Raw genomic sequence first — 24,444 nt, 5'->3', positions numbered from 1 at the left:
CCTGGCCAGGCATGGCCAGGAAGTATCACCTCCGACAGAATTTCAGCTCAAGATGTCATCTCGGCAACCTTATATTTACGTGCACCGCCCTACACCTACTCCCCATCAACTTCATCCTCTTCAAGACGCTTTAATACGCCACTTTCCTGAAGATCAGCAACAATCTTTGCTGAATGTTTTGCCTGCTTGACAGACGGCACCTTTACCCATTGTCCCAATGCGTACCCAGCCATGGTGGTTGCAAGGCTACACTGAAATTCAGTAAGTTCCCCGCTCTTCTGCCCCCACTTAGTGATCTTCCACCACATTTCAGCGTCCAACCCCATCGTCAACGCAATATTTCTACGGCCTTCTGGAGTCATGGTAATTTTTCCCTTCCTAGCATCCTCACCGACCGTTGGGAGGTGGTCTCCCTGAGAAAGTTCAGCCTCCAGCGCTTCTGGTATAACAAACTCCATCTCTTTTACCGCTTCCCAGCACTCTTCTCTCTTTGCCCACTCAGTTATGTTCCTTCCACCAGCTGATTCTATAATCCTATCTAAAACTTCTGGCATCCAGTCGAAAAGAACTTTGTTTATAGGCTGGGTCACCTCCTGCCTATTCCATACATTGCGAAGGACTATTCTTCCGTAAGTCTTATTAGACAAAAGAGCGACAGTATAAGCTACAGCATTAGCCCTATATGCAGAAAAAGCATGTTTCCTAGCAATAGACTCAGCATTCTTGAATATAATTGCTTTGGATATAAGATCCTTGAAAAAACCCACATCCGGAACTTCATTTTTTCTTTCACGCTTAACTTTTGACATATAGTGAACGAAATTTTTTTGAGCACCTCTAGAAACTATGTAAGGCAGCTGGGCCCAAGCATTTTCATACTTAGCAAGATCTGTTTTGACAAACTTCTTGCTGGAAGGATTTATCGTTTCAAACTGCTTTCGTCTTGCGGGAGTGGTGGAATTACGACTCTTTGCAACTTGGTACTGGCCTCGAGCCCTCTCATAAAACCATTTAAACTGCTGACCGGGGGTCCATACGGTTTGTGAAAGGCGCTCAATTTCGACATGAAAGCTGTCATTTGCAGCAAAGTCTGCTTCATTCACCTTGTTCTGAGTATTTGAGAATCGACTGATTTTTGGTACTAATTCATCAAGACTTTCTGGGTTAACTTTTGTTATTTTTGCCTGTACTGCGACACGTTGCAAGTGAGAACAACGATCAGCTTTTTTCGCACGGTGAATTGAGGCCACAGTTTGGCCGCCGTTGACAATTTGGAGACCTCGCATAGAAGTAATGACTTCTTGCCCAGAGTCATTTCTCTCTACCTCCAATGATTCAACCGTCGCAGAAATACCATTGTTATATGCCAAAAAACGGCTAGGTTCATTAATGATCGTATCTCTTATTCCTTTATTAACCTTACCTTTCTGCTGAAGAAATGACCGAACATTCAACTCCATCATCCGGCCAGCGTACTCTTCATACAAATCCGCCAGCCATTCACCAGGAAGAATTGCAAGGTAACCACTGTATTCATCACTATTCCCGGGCATAGAAAGACAAGGCAATCCTCTTCCAAATCTTTTAACAAGATCTATTTCTATACGCTCTTGGTTTGCTTCTGAGGCCTGTGCCCTGCTCAGTCGTACAATATCCCACTTATGAATCTGGATATCTACTCCCGAAGGACCTATAACTTCCGGTTCCTCACGGAGGGAAATTTCGGAGTCAGTCAAATAGTGAAGTCTGACCTGGCCTATCGAACCCAATACTTCCTTGACTAAGGATACGCAGTCGTATGTCTTCGACGCTGGTTCAATTTCAGAAAGTTGAGTTTTTTTACAGAATTCCAGTAATCGAAGAGCACGTTTCAAAGATGACTCAAGGTTGGACTTATTGATGGTTTCAGGGTTATCAACTCCAAAATAGTCTGACACCACCAGATCCAGCCTTCCTTCCGAAAGGTCAGCCCCCCAGGCATCACAGCGGACACTCCTAGAGCCGAACTGTCGCTCTATGTGCCCAATGGAAAGATCGAACGATGCACCTGATTCCGAGAGCATCGCAGTAACATACTCGGTAAATCTTTCCACAGGATATTCTTCAGACAGATTGCCATTATCAGGGTCAGAGATGTCTGAGAGGAGCTGATACCGGAACTCCTGAACGCTTGAGTCAATCATTTTGGTTACTCGATATCGCTAGCATTAAGTCATCGAAAGTGAGGGCTTGCAGGGCTACTGTGCCCAGATTGACCTGGTAAGCGGCCTCCACGATCCCTTCGGGGATTGTGTCATAAGTTAGCTTTGGGAAGTTTTCATCGACGCTGAAAGCGCGAACTTTCCTTACTTGAAAGGATCGCTGAGCGTAATTGGACTCATCCTTGTCCCGGTAGCCGGATTCAAGGAGTTTCTCCTCGAACTCGAGCCTATCAGCCGGGAATGATGAGAGGCGTTGGCGAATGTCCGACACCAGGTGAGGCAGGGTCTGGTCGCCATGATCATGAGAGTCCACTGCCACCTGAGCAAGGAACAACTTTTGGGTCCCCGTAGGATCGAGTTGACGCAAGCTGCTGATGGAAACAGTTTCAATGTTGTGTGCGATAGTGGCTTTTACCTCTACAGAAGCGAGAGGAAGCTGGAAGTCATGATGGCTTCTCTCACTGCCCTTCCACGCTCGGATAACAGTGGGTACTTCAATGCCGTTATCAATGAACATGGTTGCAAGAATAAGCTCCCCCGCCAGGCCTGTTTGCTCAGAACCTGAAAGGACTTTCTTCTCGGAAGAAAAGAAAGCTCTCCAGACAACCAGGACTCTTCTGATGACGTTGTACCCTGTAATCGGGTAATCCACTCCTGATAGATCATCGGAGAGTCGTGCAGCCAACGTCAGAAAAATGTCAATTGCGGCGCTTTGCTTGAGGGTTAGCGATAGAAACAACTCTTGGTTGTGATACGAAAGATCAGAGTCAACTCCCTTGATTGACGGCAGGGGAGCATCCTTCAAGAGATCGGGAGTGATCGGTCCAAATTCGAGGACCGGGGCCCTATCATCAAAACGAATCGCGAGGTAAGCTCCGAATCTGGGCGAACCAGAGATTCGGTATCTCGCGCTTTGAGAACCTGCTCCTGGCTCATCAAGCAGGCTTTCCCAAGTTTCGAGGATACGGTTGATAATATCAGCCATTAGTTTGCTGTCCGACCGGGTTCACAATGTACTCAACAGGGATGTCGTTTTCGCCATCAATTCCCGGGAAGCTAATTGCGAATCCCATGAAGGGCACGTCTATATAGCTAAGCTTGTGGGCTTTTGGGTCAATAGGATAGATGATCAGTAAGCCTATGGTACTGGGGCGGTATTTTCGCAATTGTGGACCTCCGGGTGATTGGACCTTTGCAGCCTCCTCAGGGCCACTTTTCTGCTCCACAATTTTTCGTCTTTCAGCCAGCGCTTTCGCGCGATTCTCATCACCGATATCTATGACGTTTTCATCTGTAGGATCAGTAATGACGCCGGGACGGAAATATTCCTTCGTAGTTGCCTTGTCACCACGGTCGCGAAGGCCAACTGAAAAGCGCCCCAGATCGAGAGCCAACTCTGGTTCTTTTGGAACGATGCCTGATACCAAGACAGTCCAGTCCGACAGGTTATCCTTTGTATTCTGGGCGCTGATATATTTTGCCAGCAGGCTGGTATCAACTCTCCTGATATTTCCTTCCGAACCGGGTTTGTATGACTCAAGAAAATTGAGGATCGATCTGGCCGGGACGCCATGCCAGATTGGCCGGTGATTGGCGCTGCTAGAATCGAAACTTCCTTTCTCGTCTGCCTCGTGAATCAATTTTTTTGCCGTGGCGAGATTGTGCTCTCGCGAAGTCTTTTGGGTGTCAAAGACAATAGTCTGTATTAGGTCGCCACTGTAACTGCACTTTTCCTTCTGGCCAGCTCTCATCTTTACGGGTGAGGTGACTTGTAGAAGGGGGTGCGTTCGAACCCTATGACCGAAATTCTCCGGAGTGGCACCAACAGCGCACATCGTCTCAAAATCGTTTCTAAGTTCGGTGTCGGCGTCCGAGATATGTCGAAACCAGTTGATAAGTTCTTTAGGTGCAAAAAGCCGGGTAAGATCGACGAAACCATCCCTGTATCCGAACCAGCGGCCCATCTGCATAAGAGTGTCGTAAGTTTTGCTGGGCCGCGTGAAGTAACTTACCAGTAGCCCCTCGAGGGTGAGGCCCCTTGAAAGCTTGTCACCGCCAATTGCGATCACGTTGAGCCCGCTTTCTCGGTGCCTTTCGTAGTCGAGTACGTCTCCAGCGGTTCCATTGATCTCCTTTACGACGACAGTCTGGACAACTTTTGGAAGGACCTCTTCTACCTCAGACCACTCATGCACTGGGCAGCGTTCTTCTGCGATGGACTCGGTCGTTTTGACGTAGTCGTTTTCCCAGATGCTATTGAGGTCTTTCCAGGCAGAAAAGCTTGGATCGTCTGCACCATAAACTAGGCAATGGCGAACGCTCGTCAAAACTTCTTTGACCTGCTTGGTCACCTTGTTCTGCACATCGGTGAAACGGGTAACGTGAACCAGCATTGACGAGTGTTTATTGCCCTGACCTCTCAGAATCCTGACACTACATGCGAGCAGGTATGAAAGGATCGCTTCATAGAGACTTGGGGGAGTTTCAGGCTGCCCCTGATAAAGTGGTATATGGCTACTCTTGTGTTTCGGCGGCATCCACCCATTTTTTTCATTCAGCTCCTCGCTGTCCGCGTAGTCCGAAATTTCCCGGGTGAGCGGCAACCCCTCGGTTTCCTGTCCAGTCTCAGTATCGGTGTAACCGAACATCCTCTGAGGGCCGACATAGTTTGTTGGTGGGCGAATGCACGTGATAAAGCTTCTCGGAAACAGATCCTCTCCGAACTTTTTGGAGTCCGAATCCTTGTGAATCATAATGTTAGCAAATGGAGTTGCCGTGTAAGCTACGTAGGCCGATTGCTCGAAAGTGTTGAGAGTTTTCCTGATAAGGCCATTGATGACCGTTGGATCGACTTCCGGATCCAGCGGTTCATCACTATCTTGGCCAGCATCCTTGAGGTTCGTTTTGTTGGTATTGATTGAACCCTGATCGGATTCGTCGTCAATCAATAGTAGGGGAATGTTCGAAATTGGAGCCTGTTCAGTCGCATCTGTTATGCCTTTCTGAGCTCTTCCTTCGCCCTCTAGATAGTTGATGAGGTTCTCCAGTACCGATTTATTTTTCTTCACTACGAAGACCAACGGTCGATCTATACTGTTCGCGAAGTTCTTTGTCGCTGCCGCAACGAAATCACCGTTGTCAGCCCGAGTTGTAGCTGCATCTGGCGAGAGTGTCTTGTGATCGTAAGCAATCCTTCCGACACCAATCAGTTTTCTATTACCGGGCTCACTTTTGTCATAGCCAAGAAAGCCTTCTTCGATACGGATTTGTGTCTGCGACCGAAGATTCTTGTGAAACCCCGCGAGAACTATAATGACCTTATAGCCTGCATCAGCCGCCTTGCAGATTAGACCCGTATAATTCGCGGTTTTGCCCGACTGGACAGATCCAACAACCATCCCCCTTCGATCCCATCTTCCTTTTTGATTTGGGTCGGTTAGCTGTCCTAATGATTCGTCGATTGTCTCATCAAGTGTTTCAATTACCTTGGGTGGCCAACCGCTCTGTCTCAGAAGTTCTGCATATCGCTCCCAGTATCGCCATGAAATTTCTGGTTTTGCCTTCGTAAGCCATGCCGACCAGTTACGGTCTTCTGATGTCATGGTATGCGCAGAGTCCATCCATGTTTTGTTGTTGAACTCGGCAATCTCAATCAATTTGTCTCTGATGTCGGGGTCGTCGTCACCACCCGAGAGCTGCAAGGCCACTTCGACAGCTTTATGGATCATTTCTTTTGTAAGCTTCCCGCCATTTTTTTTCTTTAGTAGCTGTATATTGCTAGAAACAGACGCTTTAAGCTCGTCGAGATTATCCATGTTTATTCGGCTCCAAAATGGGCATATATAACTTCTTTGTGGTCTGCAAAACACTCCAGCTCACAGACTTCGTCAATAAGATCCTTCTTCGGAGTCGAAACGTCCCCTTGCAACATCTCCAGAAAGGTACGCGCAGCGTCAATGACCTCTTTTTCTGGAGCCGATCCAAAAGGGGAAGAACGCATTTCCGGTGACTCTGCAGAGTCAAGCCAAATTTGTTCTACCGGAACGGTTTCTTCTATCAACCTGAAAATCGCTTCCGCTTCATCTCTGCGGCCTCTGATATTTTCAAAAAATGTCCTTATCACCGGATGTTCGCGATTAAGGCGATAGGTGTTCTGGCCTCGGAGCTGTTTAGAAAGCCATACCTTTCCAACTTTTTCATTGCGTTTACGCTTACCATACTTGCCACGGTGAGCAAAAACATCTCTAGCCTCTGCTCTTACTGTAGAGGCATAACGGACCAAGGAAAGCGCTACATTGTGCGGAGGAATAGCCAGAGACTTCTTGACATCAATTTTCCAGTCGTTGTCCATTTCGTTGGTGATATCGATCCGTATTCTTGCCAGCTTATAGTGCTCCTCCGCACGCCACTTTGAGATACCATCTCGGAGCCCAAGCCAAGACCCACTGACAAGTAATCTATCCGCGCGATAGATGTAGAATCCTTGATGAGAATTCCAGCCCAGCGGCCCACCGGCTTCTTCATATTCAGCCGGAGTAAGCATATCCTTGTGTGGAAGAATAAAGCCTTGGACATCTGTGACCGTTTCACCGAACGGAATTTGTAATTTTGGTTTTGGCTCAGTTGCCTTATGCTTGGAATAAAAAGGATCCCATGGCTTAACCAAATGGGCCTCTGACTCACCATTAATAAATATTCTCAGCCTAGTTGACGTGCTGAGGAAACGGTGAAAAATCATACCAAGGTGGTCATTGAGAGAATCAATTTTATGGTAGAATTCATTACGGTCTGCCGGACTTTTTTCTAAGGTTCCTGCGCAAAGATTATCTAAATTTTCAAGAAGAACCACAGTCCCGGACCGCTGACTTTCAAAGTCTTTCAGCTTTTCTCTTGAACCTTCTCTGGCGCTTTTGAGAAGCCTCCATTGATCTGTGTTTTCTTCGGCTATGTAATCCAAATCCCATCGTCTAATGGCTAGAGAGTTTTTTTCTTCTTTTGACACTACTGTAAGCACACGCGCAAGAGACAGGGAGGCGGTTTTCAACCCCAAACCAAAACGTCCTAAGTCATGTCGCTCCCGACGATCAAGTGGACTTTGGCTTCCCGCAATCATTGCACGAGACAGCTGCTCCTCATTCATTCCAACTCCATCATCTCGGATGGATATCCAAGAGCACTCTCCTTTCCACCTTAATGTTATCCAAATATTTTTTGCACTTGCGGTAATAGAATTATCTATCAAGTCCGCAACTGCTGAATTAAGTGAATACCCATAAGCTCTCAATGACTCGAGCATTGAGGCCGCGCTTGGGGGAGATATTTCGTAATCCATCAACAGTCCTTGGTTTGCAACCTCAACAGGTTGATAACATAAGGAAATTGCGTTTTATCCGAGTGTATCATAAGCAGTTCAAGTTGCTAAAGTTGATCGATATCAACTTTTCTATCGCCTCTCCCACGGCCGCTGCTGCATCCCCGGCTCGGCTCAGACGCCTGCCCCGTCTGGCGGGCCTGCCGGTTGGCCACCGAGTAGCCACGCTCACTGCAATATTGTGTGTACACCACCGCTGCTCCGCCTCCACCAGCGCTAGGTTGAAGCTGCGTTCGCCATCGAACAGTTCGCCGATCAGACGGCCATAGTGATCGCGATACTGAATGACGATGCTCACTTGGATCGGCGTGATGCGGCACAGGCAATCGCGGCTCTGCCCCCCACAGGGATCTTGGTCCATCTCGGGGCGTCGATGCAGTAGAGCCTCACCCTCTCTCGTTGGCCGCCGCAGTCCACAGTGCCGGTATCACTGTGGTAGATTTGATCATGCAGCACGCAGCACGCAGCACGCAGCACGCAGCACACCTGCCCGCCTCTTCCCGTTCCTGCACCAGCCTGCCCAGATCTAGGACAAGGTGAGTGCCGCCGCAGCCATTGAACCGTACCGGGATTCCCGGAGGCTCCAAACCTTGAGAGGATGGAGCCATGAACACTTCCAATCGATATGCACCTGAGGTTCGTCAGCGAGCCGTCCGTATGCTCTTCGAACACGAAGCTGATTAACCCTCGCAGTGGGCACCCATCGGCGCCATTGTCCCCAAGATCGGCTGCACTCCGGAGACGTTGCGCCACTGGGTTCGTCAGGCCGAACGTGATGCGGGGCGCCGGGGAGGCACGACCAAGTCTGAGCGGGAGCGGATTAAGGCCTTGGAGCGCGAGAACCGCGAGCTGAAGCAGGCCAATGAGATCCTGCGGAAGGCCTATGCGTATTTTGCCCAGGCGGGTTCGACCGCCGCGGCAAGTGATGATCGAGTTCATCGACGATCACCGGGAGTCATACGGGGTCGAGCCGATCTGCCGCGTGCTACCCATCGCCCCATCGACCTACTACGAGCACAAGGCCCGTGTCGCTCAGCCTGATTGCGCACCACCCCGCATCCAGCGCGTCTGGGACGAGAACTTCGGTGTCTACGGCATTCGCAATGTCTGGCGCCAACTGCATCGAGAAGCGGTTCACACCGCTCGTTGCACAGTCGAGTGCCTGATGCGCTGGATGGGGCTGCGAGGCGTGGTGAGAGGCAAACCAGTCCGTACGACCGTGCCAGATCCCAACTAGGCCTCTCCGGCGGACCAAGTGGGGCGGCAGTTTCAGCCGGCTCAGCCGAATGCACTGTGGTTGTCGGATTTTACCTATGTCGCGACCTGGCATGGCTTTGTCTATGTTGCCTTCGTCATCGATGCCTTTGCTCGTCGAATCATCGGCTGGCGAGTCTCCCGCTCACCCCGCACCGACATGGTGCTGGGTGCGCTGGAACAGGCGCTTCATGAGCGGCCTCAGCGGTCTGGTGGTGACTTGATCCACCATAGCGATAGGGGCGTTCAATATGTCTCGATTCGATACACAGAGCGCTTGGAGGACGCTGGCATCGTCCCATCTGTCGGGAGTGTCGGCGACTCATATGATAACGCGCTGGCCAAGACGGTGATCGGATTGTTCAAGACGGAGGTCATCCGCCGAATCGGGCCATGGCGGCACCTGGATGCCGTTGAGTTCGCCACCCTAGAGTGAGTCGACTGGTTCAATCATCGGCGGCTTCTGGAACCGATCGGCAACATGCCGCCGGCCGAGCGAGAAGCGCTGTATTATGAGCAACTGGGTCAGGCCAAGAAGGTGGCCTGACTCAAACCAACGGGTCTCCGAGAAAGCCGGTACGGTTCACTCTCACCCGCAGCACCTAGAGTGATTTACGGCACGGACTCATCGCGCAGCGCCCGCTGACCTCATCTCGAGGCTGGCATAGGTCAGGCTTACAGTGTGACCGCTGACCGCGCATGGTGTGCGCCTTTGGCGCAATCCCGCCGACGGCCTCCAGCGGTGCCAGGGCCACGCATACCAGCAGTGGATGAGTCTCAGTACGATGTCCCAAAAGGTACTCCATTGGCTCTGACAGCCAAAGGAACAGCCGCCCAATGATTCCATGGCGAATGGCGAATGGCGAATGGCGAATGGCAAATGGCGAGGTCGGGCAACCGTGCCGCGTCGGCCAGCCAGGCCTAGGGCAGTGTCAGTGCATGGCCCTAAAAGACTCACATCGACGTAATGGCTAGCCAGGTATGCACTTTGGCGACGCATCTGTCGCTGTTCATCCCTGAAAAAAAAACTCCCCCGTCAACGCCCGGTGCCGTCCCTGAGGACAGCACCGGCGCTATGACGTAGCCCACAGGTAGCGACCTGCCAGGCAGAAGCCACTATAGGTCTTCCCGCTCTGCAAGCGATACGCAGCTATCGATGCCGACAACGATATGACCGATGACCCGGACATCTATCAGTGTCAGCGCGTCCTTTAACCGCTGAGTAATACGCCGGTCGGCGTCGCTGGGCTCTGGATCACCCGATGGATGGTTGTGGACCAAGATGAGGGCGGCGGCGTTGTGCGCCAGAGCCTGCTTGACCACCTCACGGGGGTAGACGCTAGCCGAGTCGATGGTGCCGCGGAACAACTCCTCGAAGCAGATCACGCGATGCTGGCTGTCGAGGAAGATGGCGCTGAACACCTCATGCTCGTAGTCCTGCAGCAGGATCTGCAGGTACTCGAACGCCAGCGCTGGCTGGGTGATCTTGCGTCCCCGGGCCAGGCGGCGGCGGCCAAAGGCCTGAGCGATGCTTAAGAGCTCCGCTTCGGTCACAGTGTCGGTGATGCGATAGGTACCGGCGGTCTCGCCGGCACTCAGCTTGCGATGGTTCATGGTGTCTCTCCTCAGGCCGCCATCACTTGCGCCATGCGGCGCTCCATTTCTTCGTAGAACGCCTCGACCCGCTCGGCGATGGTGCGGATCAGCGCCTCGTCCCGATAGGCGCGCTTGACGAACAGCGGCATACCCGGCCAGTAGCTAACGAAGTCGATCCATTCCCGCTCACTGACCCACAGTCCGCCTTGGCATTGGGCCACGTGCTCCGGGGGCAGCTCACCGTCCAGCAGCAGTTCGATCTGGTACTTGGGCAGCTTGGTCTTGATCTCGGCCAGGCCGTGGCTGTCCACCAGGCAGTCCGGTGAATAGCCCACCCCGTGGTTGAGGATGATGCCGACCTGCTCGAGCCGAGGCAGGCCAGAGGCTTCCTGGTAGAGCTCCCGGGCCACCGGCTCCAGTTCTTGGCCACGCTGTGTATGGGCATTGCCCTGGAAGGCATCCGAGGGCTCACCGGTGATACGTTCGCCGATCAGCTGATGCATGTAGCTGATGGCGCCGGTACCGAAGCCTCCCGGCCCTTTGCCCTTGACCAACAGAGTCTTCAGCTCGGACATGGTGACGATACCGAGACGGGCGGCATGCCACTCGGGCGTGCCCTGGTCCAGTGTCAGGATCTGCATGACGATCTCCTTGAGACATGACGGCATAGCGGCGAGGGGTATCCCTCGCCGATCGCTCAGTGACGTTGATGGTTGGGTAGGGCCCGCTTCTGCAGCGAGGCACGTAGCTTGTCGAAGTCGCTGCGGGGTACCCGCTCGACCTCGCCGTACTTGCCGACGAACCACTCCTGGGTCGTGACGGGACAGGCGGTGATCAGTTGCTTGAGCTGACTCGCCTGGAATGGCGTGACCACCTTCACCGGGGGCGCGGCGCCATGGCCGTTGTCGTCCTGGCCGCGGGTGGTGATGTTGAGCAGCGCGCACAGCACATAGCGCTTGCCATAGCTGGTGGATGAACCAAAGGCCTGTACGGCGTTCTTGTTGCCGCTGACGTCCGCCGGCAGCAGCATGCTGGTCTCCTCGCGATGACCTCCCTGGTGCATCAGCACCCCGGTGACCTGAATACCGCGCTCCTGGGTCTGAATTCGGAAGCTCACCGCGAAGCCGTGGCGCTGCATGATGGGACGCACGGTTTCGACGATATCCTCCAGCGTGGCGTAGGCACCGTTGTTGCCCTGGCCACGCTCGGCGATGCTCGGCATCTCCGTCTGCATTGCCGCCATGGCAGCGCTGTATGCCATCAGCGCCTGACGATCCAGAACGCGCTCCTGCATCTGCAGCAGGCGCTCCATCTTGTCGATGTCGACCTCCGGGTTGAGGGCGGCACGCTCGATCACCTGGATGATCGCGGTGCTCTCCTGCAGTGGCGGGTCCGTCGGCACCTGGCTGTTATGCCCAGATGGCTTGGGGGAAGGCATCGGTTGAGTGGTGGTTGCCATGTTGGCCTCCTTACAGGTAGCGGTTGATGACCTCATGGAGCTGCTCGGCAGGGACCGGCTCCAGCGACACGACCACGCGGTAGATCCGGCCCTCGGCCAGCACGTGGGTATGGGTTTCACGCTCATTGGCCCCCAGCAGCTGGCGCGTCAGCTGAGTCAGGGCGCGGCAGATCTCGAATGACAATCGCGATGACATGAGTCCTCCAGAAACAGAAACGCCCGGCCTTGGGGGGCCGGGCGCTATGCCGTGATGGGATTGGAATGAATGAAGATCAGGCGATCAGCGCCATGGCCGACGCCAGGGCCTTGTCCTTGAGGCTCGCCCCCTGGCCGAACCAGGCAGAGTCCATGCGGTAGTCGTTGCTGCGAGCGCGCTTCTCGTGGTCGACGTACTCGGTGATGGCGTTGAGCAGGCCCCAGGCGGTGCCCTGGGCCGTGCAGAGCTGCGAGCCCCGGCCTTCGCCCTGGTAGAGCTTCTGGACGCGGTTGAGCGCCCGCACGTTGGGCAGCTTGGAAGGATCGTCCAGCGGCTCCTCGGCGTTGCAGATCACCGACTGGAAGTAAGACTTCACTTCCGCCTGGCTGACCTTGCGCTCGGCCAGCGTCTTCATGCGGTACATGAAGTCGTCCCACTGCGAGACCGAGATACCCAGCTGCTGCTTGATCCGCTGCGGGTTGAACTCGGTGCTGTGCGGCACCTTCACGCCCTGGGCCATGCCGTCCACGGCGATGGTCAGGGTGTTATTGCATACCACCCGCACCGACGTGGGTGTGGCTACGGTCGCCAGCGAGCCGTCGCAGGACGTGGCCAGCAAGAGGTAGGCGTTGACCTGGTCCTGGCCCTTGATTGCACTGCCCAGTCCACTGCGGGCCAGGGCCCAGAACTTGCGGCCGCCCTTAAGCACCCCGGCGGTCTCCAGCTCATAGCCGGCGTACTCGGTCAGGTCGCGGTAGAACTCCAGCACCTCCTCTGGCTGGACCACCTTGTAGCGCTGGGAGACCACCGATAACGGTGCCCGGGTATCAGAGCGATAGAGCACCTTCTGCTCCGGGAAAGAATGAATGCTGCCCAGGTGACCTGCGCCATCGGCTATGAAGCGCACCGGGGAGGATTCGATATGCCAGTCCATGCCGGCCTGCTGACGCCAGACTTCCAGCGGTTGATGACGCGACAGCTGTTGCCCCAGGCCGTGCCAGGGGGTGTCGCCGACGTACGCCATTTGCTCGATGAGATGTGCCATGGAAAAACTCCTAGACGTAAAAAAGCCGGCAAATCGCCGGCGTGGAAGGGTTGAGAGGACGGTAGAGCGCGTGTCAGCTGAGGTCTCTGAATGCGTGACCACAGCACAGGCATAGCCAGGGCGTGCCCTCACCTGGGGGAAAAAGGTGCAGCACCACACGATGGCCGGCGGCCGCCCCGGCGATACCGCCTGAGGTGCCGGCCATCACGGCCGCCGCTACCCGGCCGACCGGGAACACGGTGGTAGGTTTCAGCCTGCCGGGTGAATACAGGGACGCATAGGCGCCTTTCAGCGTACCGGCCACTGCGCCGGCTGCGATGCCGAGCTTGCGGGCCGTCTCGAGGTTGATGACACGCTGCGAGTCACAGCGCATGCAGGGTGGGGGCATATCACGACTCCTGTGCCGGTGGAAAAGCCCGGGGAGGGCTCAGGTCACAGGGGTGATATATATCTAAAAATGAGTGGGATACCGGCGGCGCCAGTCTGGGCGCCGCGGTACTAAAGCCACCAAGCTCAGTCAAATAGGCTCTGCGGCCCGTCGTCGTCCGGGGCGCCCGCTTCTAGCCACTGCTCATGGGCAGTAACTACAGTCCGACGAGTGCTAGGCGTGTTCCAATTGCTTGAATGAATATTTCCTATATCGATGGCGATAGCGCCTGCTGCGCTCGCCACTGTGAGTACGGCCTCCTTCCCAACGCGGCAGTTCATGCCAGGGAGGTCTTGTAAGCTATGAGTCAGGTTGTCCTCGACTGAAGTAATTTCTCTGTGATTTCCGGACACATACCAAGCTTTATTATTATAGCCTTCTACTTGCCCACTAAAGCGAACAAAAAAATCTGCGTAGTGCAGATACACTGTAGGTTCATTACAGCGGCTGGCGGCATTGCTGCCAGCATTTGCTGATGTATGCGCAGCAATCTCCCCTGCGCTCGCCAAACGTTCAATCAGTTCCTGATCTTCACTTACTAAAGTAAAGAGCCCAAGAAAGCCAGCCGAGTCCATCGGCTCTGCACGAAAGCTCCTGAGCAGTATGCCCGATGTTTTTTCATCTCCACGAAGTACTGCATCCTCGAAGGCGTTGTATAGCAGTGGGAAGGGTATCTCGACCTTTACCGGAGGTTCGCCACCCACCACCTGCATGGTGTTGCAGTTGGCATCAAGCAAGCGCAAGTTGTCACCGATGACGTCACGGGCGTTAGGAGTCAAGCGCAGATATGTCTCGGCTGTTAGCTGCAGTGGTTCGGCGTTACCATCACTTTGAGCCTCGAGGAAATCTCCCATGCGGTACAGGCGTTCATCATCCTGGCAGGCGGCTTGTGCCGTGGCGGCGAGGGGCAGAGAGGCCACCGCAACAGTGGTGACGAGTAGCGACTTCATGCGCATGTTCAATTGCACTCCTTAGGATAGATAGTAACGCGACGGTGCACGTTGAAATAGGGGTTGATTGGCTCATCGATCAGCGTGGCGGCGGCTAGGGTAAAGCCTTGCTCTTGGCGCTCGACCACATTGCGCCATTGGCCGCGATGGCGAATTGACTCGGAGGAGTAGAAATCTGCAACTGTTTCCCAGGGCAAGTTTGAGTCGACTACGATCTCCTCGCCGGGCTCAGCTCCCTCGCCTTGGCATTCGCGGGTAGCTGCCACGTAGATGCCCTGATTGAACAGCTTGGAGAAGATCTGCCAGTGACTGTTCGTTGGGGTGATGTTTCCCAGGTCGCCAGGTAGGGACGCAGCCAGACCGGCGATGGTGTCGTAGTCGTGGCCGTGCATCCGGTAGTGGTTGCGGTCCATCAGATAGAAGGCCCAGAACCAGCGAGCGTCGATGGCTGCGATCTTGGTACCACGCACAAAGTCGAGGTGTGAGCTAAGGCTGGGTTGCGCTTCAAGTTTGTGAAGCAGGATCTCCAGGTATTCTTCATAGGGAAGCACTGGATGTCCTATCATCTCGCCATCGAAATGGTAAACCTGATTGCACTCCATACTGGCGATGAACATGTTGCGTGCCAGCAGCGTCTGGACGTTGTCGCTGGCGAACAGGAAGGTACGCAGGGTGACCTTTAGCGGCTCCATTTCCTCGTCGCTGGCCAGCGCCTGAAGCGTGCCGCGGGGGTCTTCCTGCAGCCGCGGATCATCTCCGTACTGGCAGCCAAACTGGGCACTTTCATCGGCCAGGTAGTACTCCCAAGCGTGGATTTGCTCGGGCGTCATCGCTGAGCCGGCGAAAGGTTTTTTCACCAGGTCGTTGGCCTGTGCTGAAGCGCCGATGGCGACGCTCAGCAGGGCAGCAGTGCTCCACCTGGCGATGGTATTTGTCATCGTTTAATCCCTTGTCACAGTTATATGATTTTGCGTGTCGTCTTGAAGCCCTCCAGCAGGGCCGAAAACCCCATGGCGCCCAGCAAATGCCTTAAGCGCCTGGCGAATGGCCTCGCTGCCGTGCTGGTGGTGAACCACGATGGCATCCTCGGGCTCGAGAAGTTCAAGGGCCGGTGCCAGAAGGGAGGTGCTCAGTTGAGTAACATGCTCGCGGTAGGCCTCCCCTCGAGCGCGTTCGCGCAGCCGGCGGGCATCGGCGAGGGTGAGGTGGCGAAGTGAGCTGTCGTCGCTTTCTGCACTGCCATGCTCTGGGCCGAAGTAGGCCAGCGAATAGTCACGCCCATGCTGGGTAAAGCAACTCAGCATCTCAGGGCGACTGACCGCGGCCGTGAAGCGCTGGCTGCCTAGCAGCTCCGCCAGGGCGTCGGCCTCGCTTCTAACTGCATGGCAGTTCACCTCGCCGTGTAGGGTGGGCTGGAAGTGTGCCCACAAGGAGAGATCTGCTGCGCTGCGTTGGAACTGACGGGCGAACTCCCGCGCAGTCGGAATGGCGACAGGCCGATGGGCCAGCGCCTCGCTGCCGCAGCTGGCGTGGCGCGCGCCACGCCACTGCAGGCTGTCGACGCGGCTGAGGTCCATGGCGCGTTGGAAGTTGGTCAGGCAGGTGCCCTGACCGGAGATGATCGGTGCGCGGTGTATCGCCCAGTGGCGGTCGCTGAGCATCTGCAGGTCTACCATCACGGCGTGCTGATCATGAGCTTTTGCCGCTTGGACTTGGTCGAACAGAGGGCGGGTCACATCAAGATGAGTGATACGGGAAGCCTTACGCTGATCGGGCTCGCGGTCAGCCACTGGTTGATTTAATGCGGGCTGACTGGACGCCTGAGGCAGGACAGTGGGCTCCGGAGAGGTCTGAATTATGGGCGCCTGGGCTTCCGCTTGGGCCTGGTCTTCGGCGACCTGTGAGGTCGTTACAGTGACCAGAGGTGGGGCGAAGAAGGTCATCATGCGTCCGATCGGGTAGATGACGGGTTCGGTATTGATTACCCAGGTGGCGAACAGTCCGCCTAGCGGGGAGAAGGCGCGTTCGGCCTCATCGGCGAAGTAGCGGTAGGTGTCGGTCTTGACCACGGCGGAGCTGTTGGCCATTGGCAATGCCAGAACGAGCACAAGTCCCGAAGCCTTGATAGCCGGCGGCAGCCATCGGCGCTGATAGCCGAGCAGTGGGGGCAGGCTGGCGGCTAGTCCGATGGCGTTGACTAAGGCGAAAAACAGCGAGAAGCCCATGGCGATGGGCGGCACGATAAGCGCACGCACATACTGCTTGCCTTCTTCTTCCCTAACCTCGCCGTTGGCGAGCGCTTGTGCGTCGGCGTAGAGGCGTGCGCGCTCCTGGTCGGCCAGCGCACGGTAGTGCGGCATGATGATGGCGTCGCGAAAAGCTTCCGGGTCTAGGTTCAGAGAGATCAGCAGATTGGGATCTTGTGGGCGTAGTGCCTTGTGCAGCTGATCTTGGACAGGTGGGGAGGCGAGGAAGTCTTTGGCATCGAGATCTAGCGGTAAGGTGCTGCCGAGCTGCGCCTGCATCGCCTCGTCCGCCTGGAGGCCCAGGGCCCGCATGGGCTCGGCGACCGCGATGTCCAGGAAGGTGGCGCGATCGTCCGGGCGCCAACTGTCTGGCAGGCTGAGCCCCTCGGCGTAAAGTTCTTCCCTGATACGCTCTCCCACTGCATCACTGGCCAGAAATTGTTCGTAGGACATCGCCTGCTGAGTGACAGCAGTAAGCTTATCGGCTAGATGGTCGAATTCTAAGCCGTGGCAACGCTGGACCTCCTGGCGCTCGGTCACGAAGCGTCCGCGGCGCTGTACGGTGGTGGTAACGAGTTCAGGCTCGTGGCACCAGTCGTGAGGGGCCACGTAATTGCCCAGGTTGCTAGTGACCTCTTCTCGGTAGATATCCTCGACTCGGATGATGCACTCGTCGCGGAACCGACCATTGTCGCATCGCTCACGGGCCTGGAAGTAAGTGGTAAGGCTGCGCTGCAAGGTAAGCACTTGCCGGGTGAAGGCATGCTCATCGCGATCGTCAGAGAGCACCTGCCACTGATCCATCAGGTTGGACTGCAGCTCATACCATTGGTCCTCAGCCTCCTGCATTAACGCGCTTTGGGCCTGCCAGTACTCGTCGGACACCTGCTCATAGTCGGCCCAAGTCTGCTGCATGCTGATCTGCAGCTGACGGTATTTTTCATAGCTTTCCGGTAAGTCGCGGGTGGCCTCGTTAGTGATCACCTGATCTATGATGCGGTCGGCTTCGTTCTTGAGCGAGTCGATGAATTCCGGCGATACGAAGGTCATCAGGCCCAGCACCGAGAGGAAGCTTCGGGTATGAGCGGATTCGAGATCTGCATCATCGAAGGGAATACCATCGAGCTGCAAGGCGTTGCTGGCCAACCCGCGCTTGAGCAGCAGCAGGTGCTGGGCATCCATGCGCTGCTCCGCCGAAGTTCGGTCCACCAGGGTGTCAACTAGAATGCGCTGACCTTGATACATCAGAGGAAAGCCGATACCGATGGCCAGGCTGATGACGATTAGGTTGCGCAGCAGTGGCCTGTCCTGGACCTTGATCAGGCGTAACAGAAGCAGGCATAAGCCGATGCCGGATAGAATGCGCCCCTCTAGCTCCAGAGCGAGGACTTCAGAACGGGTCAGGCTTGCAACTGCAGCGTCAACCAGGCGGCTATTGAAGGCCAGCTCATACGCTAAGTAGAGAAGGTTGAGGGCAAACAGGATCAGCAGCCAGGCGGGAAGCCCCTTGCCGAAGGGGTTAGTCACGTGAGCTTCCTTGTGGAGATGGGGAGGTACGGGGGATTGCGATGATAACGGGGCCAGTGGTCGGCACCAGATCGGCCGGGCCATGGTCATGAGCCTGGAGCACCCCACGCTCCGGAACTTGAATGCTTGCGGGTTGATCGGTTAGCGAAGAGATGGTGCCTTGGTCGGTCAGATATGCGCCCTGGCGCACTAGGAAAGCTTGTTCGTGGTCTCGCTCTCGAGCGGCGTCGCTGGGGAGTGTGGTGCCTTCAATGACCAAGGGCACGGGTGGCGCCTGAGAGTCGGGAGGCGTGCAACTTTCTTGGTCGCAAAGCAGGCTGGCGGCAAAGGCATCTAGATCATCGCTGTACGCCAGGATAGGCATCATCAGGACGAGATTAAGCAACAGACCTGACACAATGTGGTAGCGCAGCGAATGTCTCATCATGCCCTCCCTGGCCGAACGAAATGTGAGTTTTGATCCCATATCGGCCAGAGAGGCTGGATCTTTAGGGTGGGTGAGAAGTGCCCAGAGCTATTTTCAATGAAGCTAATCAAACTCGGCAAAAGTATATATTCTAAATTAGCAATGCTCTATGATTGGTTGCAGGCTCCACCAGCTTAGCCACTTTGGTCAGAGCCTCTTTCCGCTCCTCGAAGTAGTCGTGTCGGTCGTAGATGCCTTCTACGCCCTTAAGCTTGTGGTTCAGGCAGCGCTCTGCGACATGCCCCGGCACACCTGCGGCAGCCAGCAGGCTTCGGCAGGTGCGGCGCAGGTCATGCACTGTGAACTCGGCGATGTCGCCCATCCTGTTCGCCGGCTGCTGCTTCTTGCCGGGCTCCTTGCCGAACAGCTTGGCAATGGCGCGATTCAGGGTGTCCTTGCCCATGTGTGGTCGCATGCTGCTGCGGCGGCTGGGAAAGACGTAGGGCGAGCCGCAGGCGCGGATCTTGAGTTCTTCCAGCCAGCTGACAGCCTGCGGAGGCAGAGGAATCGCCATCCCCCGGCCTGTCTTGCTTCGCTCGCCGGACAGGTTCCACCGCTTCTCCTTCAGGTCAAATTCTGACCACTGGGCCTCGGTCAGCTCGGTCTTGCGTACCCCCAGGACGAGCAGCAGCGCGCACGCGAGATAGTTCTCTCGGGTGAAGCTCTCCCGATTGTCTCTGAAGATTTGGAAGACCTGGTGAATCTCCTCGATGGTGAGGGCTCGGTCACGACTTTTCTCGATACCGCCGGCGTCGTTGACGCTGAAGGCTGCCGCCGGGTTGTAGGTGAGCAGTCCAAGCTTGATGGCGTGATTGAACAGCTGCTTGAGGTACATCAAGGTGTCGTTGGCGATGGCCGGACGTCCGCTGCTGGCAACCTTGCGGATGATGTCTCGCACGTCCATGGGGGTGACGTTCTCCAAGGCCTGGTGCCCAATGGACGGAGCGACCTCTTTCTCGAAGATGCGCTTCGGGATGCGTGGGTGCTTCAGGCGCTTCTCCAGATCGTGGTACCAGTCATCGAACAGCTCCCTGACGGTGTGGATAACGATCTGCTCTTCCCGCCTGCGCTCTTCGACAGGGTCGATACCGCTCCGGATGGCTTTCTGTGCATCTGCAGCTTGCTCGCGGGCCTCAGCCAAGGATAGGTTCACGCATTTTCCCAGTGTCAGTTCACGGCGCTTTCCAGCGAGCGTGAACCGATGCATCCAGTAAGGAGCGCCCTTTTTGGGAATCATCAGGTATAGGCCGTTGCCATCACTGTAGCGGCCCGGTACGCCGTCCTTGATCAGGGACTGGATCTTCTTGGCTGTGAAACTCCCCATCATTCACTCCTGGCAGCTGTTATCAAAAATTTGAAACCATCGTTTGAATTTTTGTCAGCCAAGGTCGGGCATTGCTCATCAACTCCCTGTATAGCCAGGCCTTCGTGCCTGGCTTGCTGGGGTGGGCCGTCACTGGAAGGAGGGCCATGCCTGGGTAGGAGTGTTTGAGGTGGGGAGTACCCATAGAGAATTTTCGCCTTTTTGGTGGGGAGTAACCCGGTGTACTCCCCATTGTACTCCCCAATTGGCGATAGCTTAAGCTAGACTTCCGTAGATTGCTGTAGACAACCCCTCCAGTAATTTCCTTTAAAAATAATGAGTTGTGTATTTTTGTGGAGAGGCGTGGACACTACTCGATGTTCTGGATCTGCTCCCTCATCTGCTCGATCAGCACCTTGAGCTCCACCGCGCAGCGGGTGCTTTCGGCAACCACCGACTTTGAGGAGAGGGTGTTGGCCTCGCGGTTGAGCTCCTGCATCAGGAAGTCGAGGCGGCGGCCGACGGGGCCCTTCTGGGTGAGCTGGCGCTCGACCTCGATGACGTGGGTGTCGAGGCGGTCGAGCTCCTCGTCGACGTCGGCCTTCTGGGCCATCAGTGTCAGCTCCGCCTCGAGGCGCTGGGGGTCGAGTTCTGCCTTGACCGCGTCGAGTCGTTCCAGTAGCAGCTGGCGCTGACGGGCAAGGATACCCGGCAGCAGGCGCCGGACTTCGGCGACCTGCTCGTGAATGCCGGTCAGTCGGGCGCGGATAAGCTCGGCGAGCTGATCACCCTCGCGGGCGCGCCCGGCCACCAGGTCGTCCAGGGCGGTCTTGAACAGAGCGTGGGCGGCGGCCTGGATGGCGTCGAGATCGACGCTGTCGGCGGTGAGGATGCCGGGGTGCTGGAGCATGCCGAGGGCATCGGGCATGGCCACGCCGGGTAGCTCGCTGCGCACCTCGACCAGTGCCTGAGCGAGCGACTTGAGCCGGGTGCGGTCGATGCTGAGGCTGTCGCTACCGTTCACTGGCTCGAAGCGCAGGGTGCACTCCAGCTTGCCGCGTGCCAGGCGTTGGCGCAACGCGTCGCGCCATGCAGGCTCGAGGTCGCGCAGGCTGTCGGGCAGGCGAAAGTGCAGGTCGAGATAGCGCTGGTTCACCGAGCGCAGCTCGAGCTGCAGGCTGCCCCACTCGGCCTCGTGGCGCTGGCGGGTGAAGGCGGTCATGCTATGCACCATGCGAATCTCCTGGCGTATCGAGAACGGCGTAAACGCGATGGCGCCAGTGTACCCGATTCGCGGTTGCGAACGTGTAGAATGGCGCCACTTCGGCGGTCGTCAGCCACTCCCACGGCCAGGCCGCGCCGACCATCTAGAATTGCAACGCGAGAGTTGAGAGACCTATGCGCCCCAGTGGACGACAGCCCGACCAGGCCCGCGAGATCCGCCTGACCCGTGATTACACCCGCCATGCCGAAGGCTCGGTGCTGGTGGAGTTCGGTGACACCCAGGTACTGTGCAACGCCAGCGTCGAGGCCGGCGTGCCGCGTTGGCTACGCGGCAAGGGCCAGGGCTGGGTGACCGCCGAGTACGGCATGCTGCCACGCGCCACCCACTCACGCAGTGGCCGTGAAGCCTCGCGGGGTAAGCAGGGTGGCCGCACGCTGGAAATTCAACGCCTGATTGGTCGCTCGCTACGCGCTGCGGTCAACCTCAAGAAGCTCGGTGAATTCACCATTACCGTCGATTGCGACGTGATTCAAGCCGATGGTGGCACCCGCACCGCCTCGATCACCGGCGCCTGCGTGGCGTTGGTCGATGCGCTGCGCTACATGCAGCGCAAGAAGCTGATCAAGCAGGACCCCTTCGTGCAACTGGTCAGCTCGGTGTCGGTGGGCATCTTCAAGGGCACGCCGGTGGTCGATCTCGACTACCCCGAAGACAGCGGCGCAGACACCGACATGAACGTAGTGATGACCGAGACGGGGGGGCTGATCGAGGTGCAGGGCACCGCCGAGGCCGGCGCGTTTTCCCGCGCCGAGCTCAATGCGCTGCTCGACCTGGCCGAGGCGACTGGCGCCGATCTATTTGGCCACCAGCGCGAGGCGCTGGGCATTCGCCGCTAGGCCCGCGCGCTAAATGGCCAACGCATGACGCCGGCCTCTGGGCCGGCGTCATGGGGACGGGAGGGCGCAGGGATTACAGGCTGAGATCGTACTCGACGATCAGCGGCGCGAACTCGGAGAAGGTCGCATCGTAGTCGATCCAGGCGTCGACCACATGGCGGCGGAAGTTGGGGCCGACCATCTGGTAGTCGAGGCGCCAGCCCTCCTGGCGCGAACGCGGCTGATCCTGGTCCAGCGCCGGCCACCAGGTGTACTCGCCGGCGTCGCGATTGATCTCGCGGAAGGTATCGATGAAGCCGGTCGGGCCAAGTACCTGATCCATCCAGGCACGCTCTTCGGGCTTGAAGCCCGGCGTGGTCTGGTTGTCGGCCCAGTTCTCGAGGTCGATGGTCTTGTGGGCGATGTGCCAGGTACCGCAGATGATGTACTCGCGACGCTTGCGCGCCATCTTGCCGAGATACTCCTGGTACTGCGCCATGAAGGTTTCCTTGGCCTGCGGGTCGCTGCCGTCGGGCATCAGGAAACTGGCGATGCTGAAGCGGTCGTAGTCGGCCTGCAAAAAGCGCCCTTCGTGGTCGCACTGCTCGAAACCCAGGCCGTACATGATGGCCTTGGGGATCTTGCGGCAGTAGAGGCCGACCCCGGAGAAACCGTCCTGCTCGGCATCGAGGAAGTAGCCTTCGTAGCCTTCGGGATAGAGAATACTGTCGTCGAGCTCGAAGCTCTTGGCCTTGAGGTTCTGCACGCAGACGACATCGGCATCCTGGTTGGCGAGCCAGTCGAGAAACCCTCGACCGACCGCTTCGCGGATGCCATTGACATTGATGCTGGCGATTTTCATTACGTGGTCCCTTTTCCGTCGCGCGTGTATGATACCCGACGTTTCGACGTTTGGGTAAATGGCCTTAGTTGATAAACATGATAGGGGGTCCTGTGGTGCAGCAAGGCAATGCTGGTGAAATGCAGCCGTACCAGCGCGAATTCATCGAATTCGCCATCGACCAGGGCGTGCTGCGCTTCGGTGAATTCACCCTCAAGTCGGGCCGCGTCAGTCCTTACTTCTTCAATGCCGGCTTGTTCAAGAGCGGTGCGGCCCTGGCGCGCCTGGGCCGTTGCTACGCTCAGGCCATCGAGGCCAGCGGCCTCCAGGCCGACGTGCTGTTCGGGCCAGCCTACAAGGGCATCCCGCTGGCGGCGACCACCGCCGTGGCGCTGGCGGAGCACCATGATCGCGACCTGCCGTTCTCTTTCAATCGCAAGGAAGCCAAGACCCACGGTGAGGGCGGCAATATCGTCGGCGCACCGCTTGAAGGGCGGATTCTGATCATCGACGACGTGATTACCGCCGGCACCGCGATTCGTGAAGTGATGGCGTTGATCGAAGCCGCCGGCGCTGAGGCCGCGGGGGTGGTCATCGCCCTCGACCGCCAGGAGCGCGGTGCCGGTGAGCTGAGCGCCATTCAGGAAGTCGAGCAGCGCTACGCCATGCCGGTGATCAGCATCGTCACCCTGGACATGGTACTCGAGTACCTCGAACAGCACGCCGGCGAGGCCATGCAGCCCCATGCCGAGGCGATCCGCGCTTATCGCGACCGCTACGGCATCGTCAGCTGAAATACCGATTCAACCCGTCAACCGATGTGAGTGATATTGCCATGAAACGCGCCCTCTCTGCCCTGTCCATCGCTGTCCTGATGCTGGCTGCCACGACCGCGTCGGCCACCAGCAGCCTCGATCTCAACCTGAGTGGCGACGCCGTGCAGTTCGACGCGGCCGGCGAGATAGCACCGGGCATCGCCCTGGGCGGTGGTATCCTGCACAGTGGCTACCGTGACGATGCCACCCAAGGGCATATCCAGCTGCTCGGCGTGGACCGCAACAGCGATCTGGATATCGGCATCGGGGCGCGCTGGAGTCAGTACGATACCGATTACGGCAACGGCGGTGGCCTCGGCCTGGGTGGTTACGGTTACGCTTATCTGCCCCAGGCGCCGGCGGTGTCGCTGGGCGGCTATGCCTTCTACACCCCCAGCGTAGTGACTACCAGCGACCTCGACGATAGCCTCGAGGTTGGCCTGCGGGCGCGCTATGCCTTCACCCGCAACGTCGATGGCTACGTCGGCTATCGCCGCCTGCGCGCCGACTTCGACACCTCGCCGGGCAACCAGACCCTTGACCGCGGTGCTCATGCTGGGGTGCGGCTGACCTTCTGATCCATCGCCCCTACCAGCACTCGGGCCCCTCGGCGCTGGTCGAGCCGGGCCCGAGTGCGTCTGGGGCCA

At 56.9% G+C, this 24,444-nt stretch carries 20 protein-coding genes, 1 pseudogene and 1 other annotated feature; of the genes and pseudogenes, 4 read left to right on the top strand and 17 right to left on the bottom strand.

Annotation, left to right across the window (positions count from 1 at the left end):
- Positions 1-95 precede the first annotated feature (95 nt).
- The 4 genes from BLT16_RS07600 to BLT16_RS07585 are packed head-to-tail and all read right to left on the bottom strand — an operon-like array spanning position 96 to position 7,497.
- A complete protein-coding gene (locus tag BLT16_RS07600; RefSeq protein WP_089657937.1) occupies positions 96-2,183 on the bottom strand; it encodes an AIPR family protein in 2,088 nt (695 codons plus the stop codon).
- Positions 2,176-3,186: a PD-(D/E)XK motif protein gene (locus BLT16_RS07595; RefSeq protein WP_089657936.1), complete on the bottom strand. Its 1,011-nt coding sequence runs from the start codon at positions 3,184-3,186 to the stop codon at positions 2,176-2,178. The genes BLT16_RS07600 and BLT16_RS07595 overlap by 8 nt, the downstream gene beginning before the upstream one ends.
- On the bottom strand, positions 3,179-6,016 hold the full coding sequence (locus BLT16_RS07590; protein ID WP_089657935.1) for a Z1 domain-containing protein: 2,838 nt from the start codon (positions 6,014-6,016) through the stop codon (positions 3,179-3,181). The genes BLT16_RS07595 and BLT16_RS07590 overlap by 8 nt, the downstream gene beginning before the upstream one ends.
- A 2-nt stretch (positions 6,017-6,018) precedes the next feature.
- Positions 6,019-7,497, bottom strand: a complete 1,479-nt coding sequence (locus tag BLT16_RS07585) for an ATP-binding protein (protein ID WP_245701534.1) — start codon at positions 7,495-7,497, stop codon at positions 6,019-6,021.
- Between the two features lie 681 nt (positions 7,498-8,178).
- Here BLT16_RS07585 and BLT16_RS07575 point away from each other — a divergent pair.
- Positions 8,179-9,373, top strand: a pseudogene (locus BLT16_RS07575) (IS3 family transposase).
- Positions 8,457-8,572, top strand: a sequence feature (AL1L pseudoknot). (Overlaps the previous pseudogene by 116 nt.)
- A gap of 569 nt (positions 9,374-9,942) precedes the next feature.
- On the opposite strand, the gene radC reads toward BLT16_RS07575, so the two are convergent.
- The 12 genes from radC to BLT16_RS07515 all read right to left on the bottom strand — a co-directional run bounded on the left by radC (position 9,943) and on the right by BLT16_RS07515 (position 21,275).
- Positions 9,943-10,440 (bottom strand): RadC family protein, encoded by a 498-nt coding sequence (radC, locus tag BLT16_RS07570; RefSeq protein WP_089657932.1) that lies wholly within the window; start codon positions 10,438-10,440, stop codon positions 9,943-9,945.
- An 11-nt stretch (positions 10,441-10,451) separates the two neighbouring features.
- On the bottom strand, positions 10,452-11,063 hold the full coding sequence (locus BLT16_RS07565) for a lambda exonuclease family protein (protein ID WP_089657931.1): 612 nt from the start codon (positions 11,061-11,063) through the stop codon (positions 10,452-10,454).
- Positions 11,064-11,119: 56 nt separating this feature from the next.
- Entirely contained in the window at positions 11,120-11,881 is a 762-nt protein-coding gene (locus BLT16_RS07560) for an ERF family protein (RefSeq protein WP_245701526.1), read from the bottom strand.
- 10 nt (positions 11,882-11,891) lie between these two features.
- Entirely contained in the window at positions 11,892-12,077 is a 186-nt protein-coding gene (locus BLT16_RS07555) for a hypothetical protein (RefSeq protein ID WP_089657930.1), read from the bottom strand.
- A gap of 76 nt (positions 12,078-12,153) precedes the next feature.
- A complete protein-coding gene (locus tag BLT16_RS07550; RefSeq protein ID WP_089657929.1) occupies positions 12,154-13,122 on the bottom strand; it encodes a DUF932 domain-containing protein in 969 nt (322 codons plus the stop codon).
- A 73-nt stretch (positions 13,123-13,195) separates the two neighbouring features.
- Positions 13,196-13,510 carry a hypothetical protein gene (locus tag BLT16_RS07545; protein ID WP_089657928.1) on the bottom strand — a complete coding sequence of 105 codons (315 nt, stop codon included), beginning with the start codon at positions 13,508-13,510 and terminating at the stop codon, positions 13,196-13,198.
- Between the two features lie 125 nt (positions 13,511-13,635).
- The gene (locus BLT16_RS07540; RefSeq protein WP_089657927.1) at positions 13,636-14,505 is read right to left on the bottom strand and encodes a hypothetical protein; all 870 of its coding nucleotides are present in this window, start codon (positions 14,503-14,505) and stop codon (positions 13,636-13,638) included.
- Between the two features lie 2 nt (positions 14,506-14,507).
- The gene (locus BLT16_RS07535) at positions 14,508-15,437 is read right to left on the bottom strand and encodes a hypothetical protein (RefSeq protein ID WP_089657926.1); all 930 of its coding nucleotides are present in this window, start codon (positions 15,435-15,437) and stop codon (positions 14,508-14,510) included.
- A 3-nt stretch (positions 15,438-15,440) separates the two neighbouring features.
- Entirely contained in the window at positions 15,441-18,272 is a 2,832-nt protein-coding gene (locus BLT16_RS07530; RefSeq protein ID WP_089657925.1) for a hypothetical protein, read from the bottom strand.
- Positions 18,265-18,696, bottom strand: a complete 432-nt coding sequence (locus BLT16_RS07525; protein WP_089657924.1) for a hypothetical protein — start codon at positions 18,694-18,696, stop codon at positions 18,265-18,267. Before BLT16_RS07525 ends, BLT16_RS07530 begins: the two co-directional genes overlap by 8 nt.
- A 133-nt stretch (positions 18,697-18,829) precedes the next feature.
- A complete protein-coding gene (locus BLT16_RS07520; RefSeq protein WP_089657923.1) occupies positions 18,830-20,062 on the bottom strand; it encodes a tyrosine-type recombinase/integrase in 1,233 nt (410 codons plus the stop codon).
- 349 nt (positions 20,063-20,411) lie between these two features.
- On the bottom strand, positions 20,412-21,275 hold the full coding sequence (locus tag BLT16_RS07515; RefSeq protein ID WP_089657922.1) for a YicC/YloC family endoribonuclease: 864 nt from the start codon (positions 21,273-21,275) through the stop codon (positions 20,412-20,414).
- 164 nt (positions 21,276-21,439) lie between these two features.
- Here BLT16_RS07515 and rph point away from each other — a divergent pair, with 164 nt between their 5' ends.
- Positions 21,440-22,162 (top strand): ribonuclease PH, encoded by a 723-nt coding sequence (gene rph, locus BLT16_RS07510; RefSeq protein WP_089657921.1) that lies wholly within the window; start codon positions 21,440-21,442, stop codon positions 22,160-22,162.
- 73 nt (positions 22,163-22,235) lie between these two features.
- On the opposite strand, the gene BLT16_RS07505 is transcribed toward rph, so the two are convergent.
- Positions 22,236-23,003: an exodeoxyribonuclease III gene (locus BLT16_RS07505; protein WP_089657920.1), complete on the bottom strand. Its 768-nt coding sequence runs from the start codon at positions 23,001-23,003 to the stop codon at positions 22,236-22,238.
- Positions 23,004-23,122: 119 nt separating this feature from the next.
- Here BLT16_RS07505 and pyrE point away from each other — a divergent pair, with 119 nt between their 5' ends.
- A complete protein-coding gene (gene pyrE / locus BLT16_RS07500) occupies positions 23,123-23,776 on the top strand; it encodes an orotate phosphoribosyltransferase (protein WP_089658090.1) in 654 nt (217 codons plus the stop codon).
- Between the two features lie 41 nt (positions 23,777-23,817).
- Complete coding sequence (locus tag BLT16_RS07495; RefSeq protein ID WP_089657919.1) at positions 23,818-24,375, top strand: YfaZ family outer membrane protein; 558 nt, start codon at positions 23,818-23,820, stop codon at positions 24,373-24,375.
- Positions 24,376-24,444: the final 69 nt, after the last annotated feature.

Origin of the sequence: Franzmannia pantelleriensis (assembly GCF_900102875.1) — a bacterium.
GTDB classification, from domain to species: domain Bacteria; phylum Pseudomonadota; class Gammaproteobacteria; order Pseudomonadales; family Halomonadaceae; genus Franzmannia; species Franzmannia pantelleriensis.
The sequence above is the reverse complement of the archived record's forward strand: the minus strand, read 5'-3'. Positions and strand labels throughout refer to the sequence as shown.

Coding starts and splice junctions, on each gene's coding strand:
- BLT16_RS07600 (WP_089657937.1), bottom strand. CDS start 2,183: ATGATTGACTCAAGCGTTCAGGAGTTCCGGTATCAGCTCCTCTCAGAC.
- BLT16_RS07595 (WP_089657936.1), bottom strand. CDS start 3,186: ATGGCTGATATTATCAACCGTATCCTCGAAACTTGGGAAAGCCTGCTT.
- BLT16_RS07590 (WP_089657935.1), bottom strand. CDS start 6,016: ATGGATAATCTCGACGAGCTTAAAGCGTCTGTTTCTAGCAATATACAG.
- BLT16_RS07585 (WP_245701534.1), bottom strand. CDS start 7,497: ATGCTCGAGTCATTGAGAGCTTATGGGTATTCACTTAATTCAGCAGTT.
- radC (WP_089657932.1), bottom strand. CDS start 10,440: ATGAACCATCGCAAGCTGAGTGCCGGCGAGACCGCCGGTACCTATCGC.
- BLT16_RS07565 (WP_089657931.1), bottom strand. CDS start 11,063: ATGCAGATCCTGACACTGGACCAGGGCACGCCCGAGTGGCATGCCGCC.
- BLT16_RS07560 (WP_245701526.1), bottom strand. CDS start 11,881: ATGGCAACCACCACTCAACCGATGCCTTCCCCCAAGCCATCTGGGCAT.
- BLT16_RS07555 (WP_089657930.1), bottom strand. CDS start 12,077: ATGTCATCGCGATTGTCATTCGAGATCTGCCGCGCCCTGACTCAGCTG.
- BLT16_RS07550 (WP_089657929.1), bottom strand. CDS start 13,122: ATGGCACATCTCATCGAGCAAATGGCGTACGTCGGCGACACCCCCTGG.
- BLT16_RS07545 (WP_089657928.1), bottom strand. CDS start 13,510: ATGCCCCCACCCTGCATGCGCTGTGACTCGCAGCGTGTCATCAACCTC.
- BLT16_RS07540 (WP_089657927.1), bottom strand. CDS start 14,505: ATGCGCATGAAGTCGCTACTCGTCACCACTGTTGCGGTGGCCTCTCTG.
- BLT16_RS07535 (WP_089657926.1), bottom strand. CDS start 15,437: ATGACAAATACCATCGCCAGGTGGAGCACTGCTGCCCTGCTGAGCGTC.
- BLT16_RS07525 (WP_089657924.1), bottom strand. CDS start 18,696: ATGAGACATTCGCTGCGCTACCACATTGTGTCAGGTCTGTTGCTTAAT.
- BLT16_RS07520 (WP_089657923.1), bottom strand. CDS start 20,062: ATGGGGAGTTTCACAGCCAAGAAGATCCAGTCCCTGATCAAGGACGGC.
- BLT16_RS07515 (WP_089657922.1), bottom strand. CDS start 21,275: ATGGTGCATAGCATGACCGCCTTCACCCGCCAGCGCCACGAGGCCGAG.
- rph (WP_089657921.1), top strand. CDS start 21,440: ATGCGCCCCAGTGGACGACAGCCCGACCAGGCCCGCGAGATCCGCCTG.
- BLT16_RS07505 (WP_089657920.1), bottom strand. CDS start 23,003: ATGAAAATCGCCAGCATCAATGTCAATGGCATCCGCGAAGCGGTCGGT.
- pyrE (WP_089658090.1), top strand. CDS start 23,123: ATGCAGCCGTACCAGCGCGAATTCATCGAATTCGCCATCGACCAGGGC.
- BLT16_RS07495 (WP_089657919.1), top strand. CDS start 23,818: ATGAAACGCGCCCTCTCTGCCCTGTCCATCGCTGTCCTGATGCTGGCT.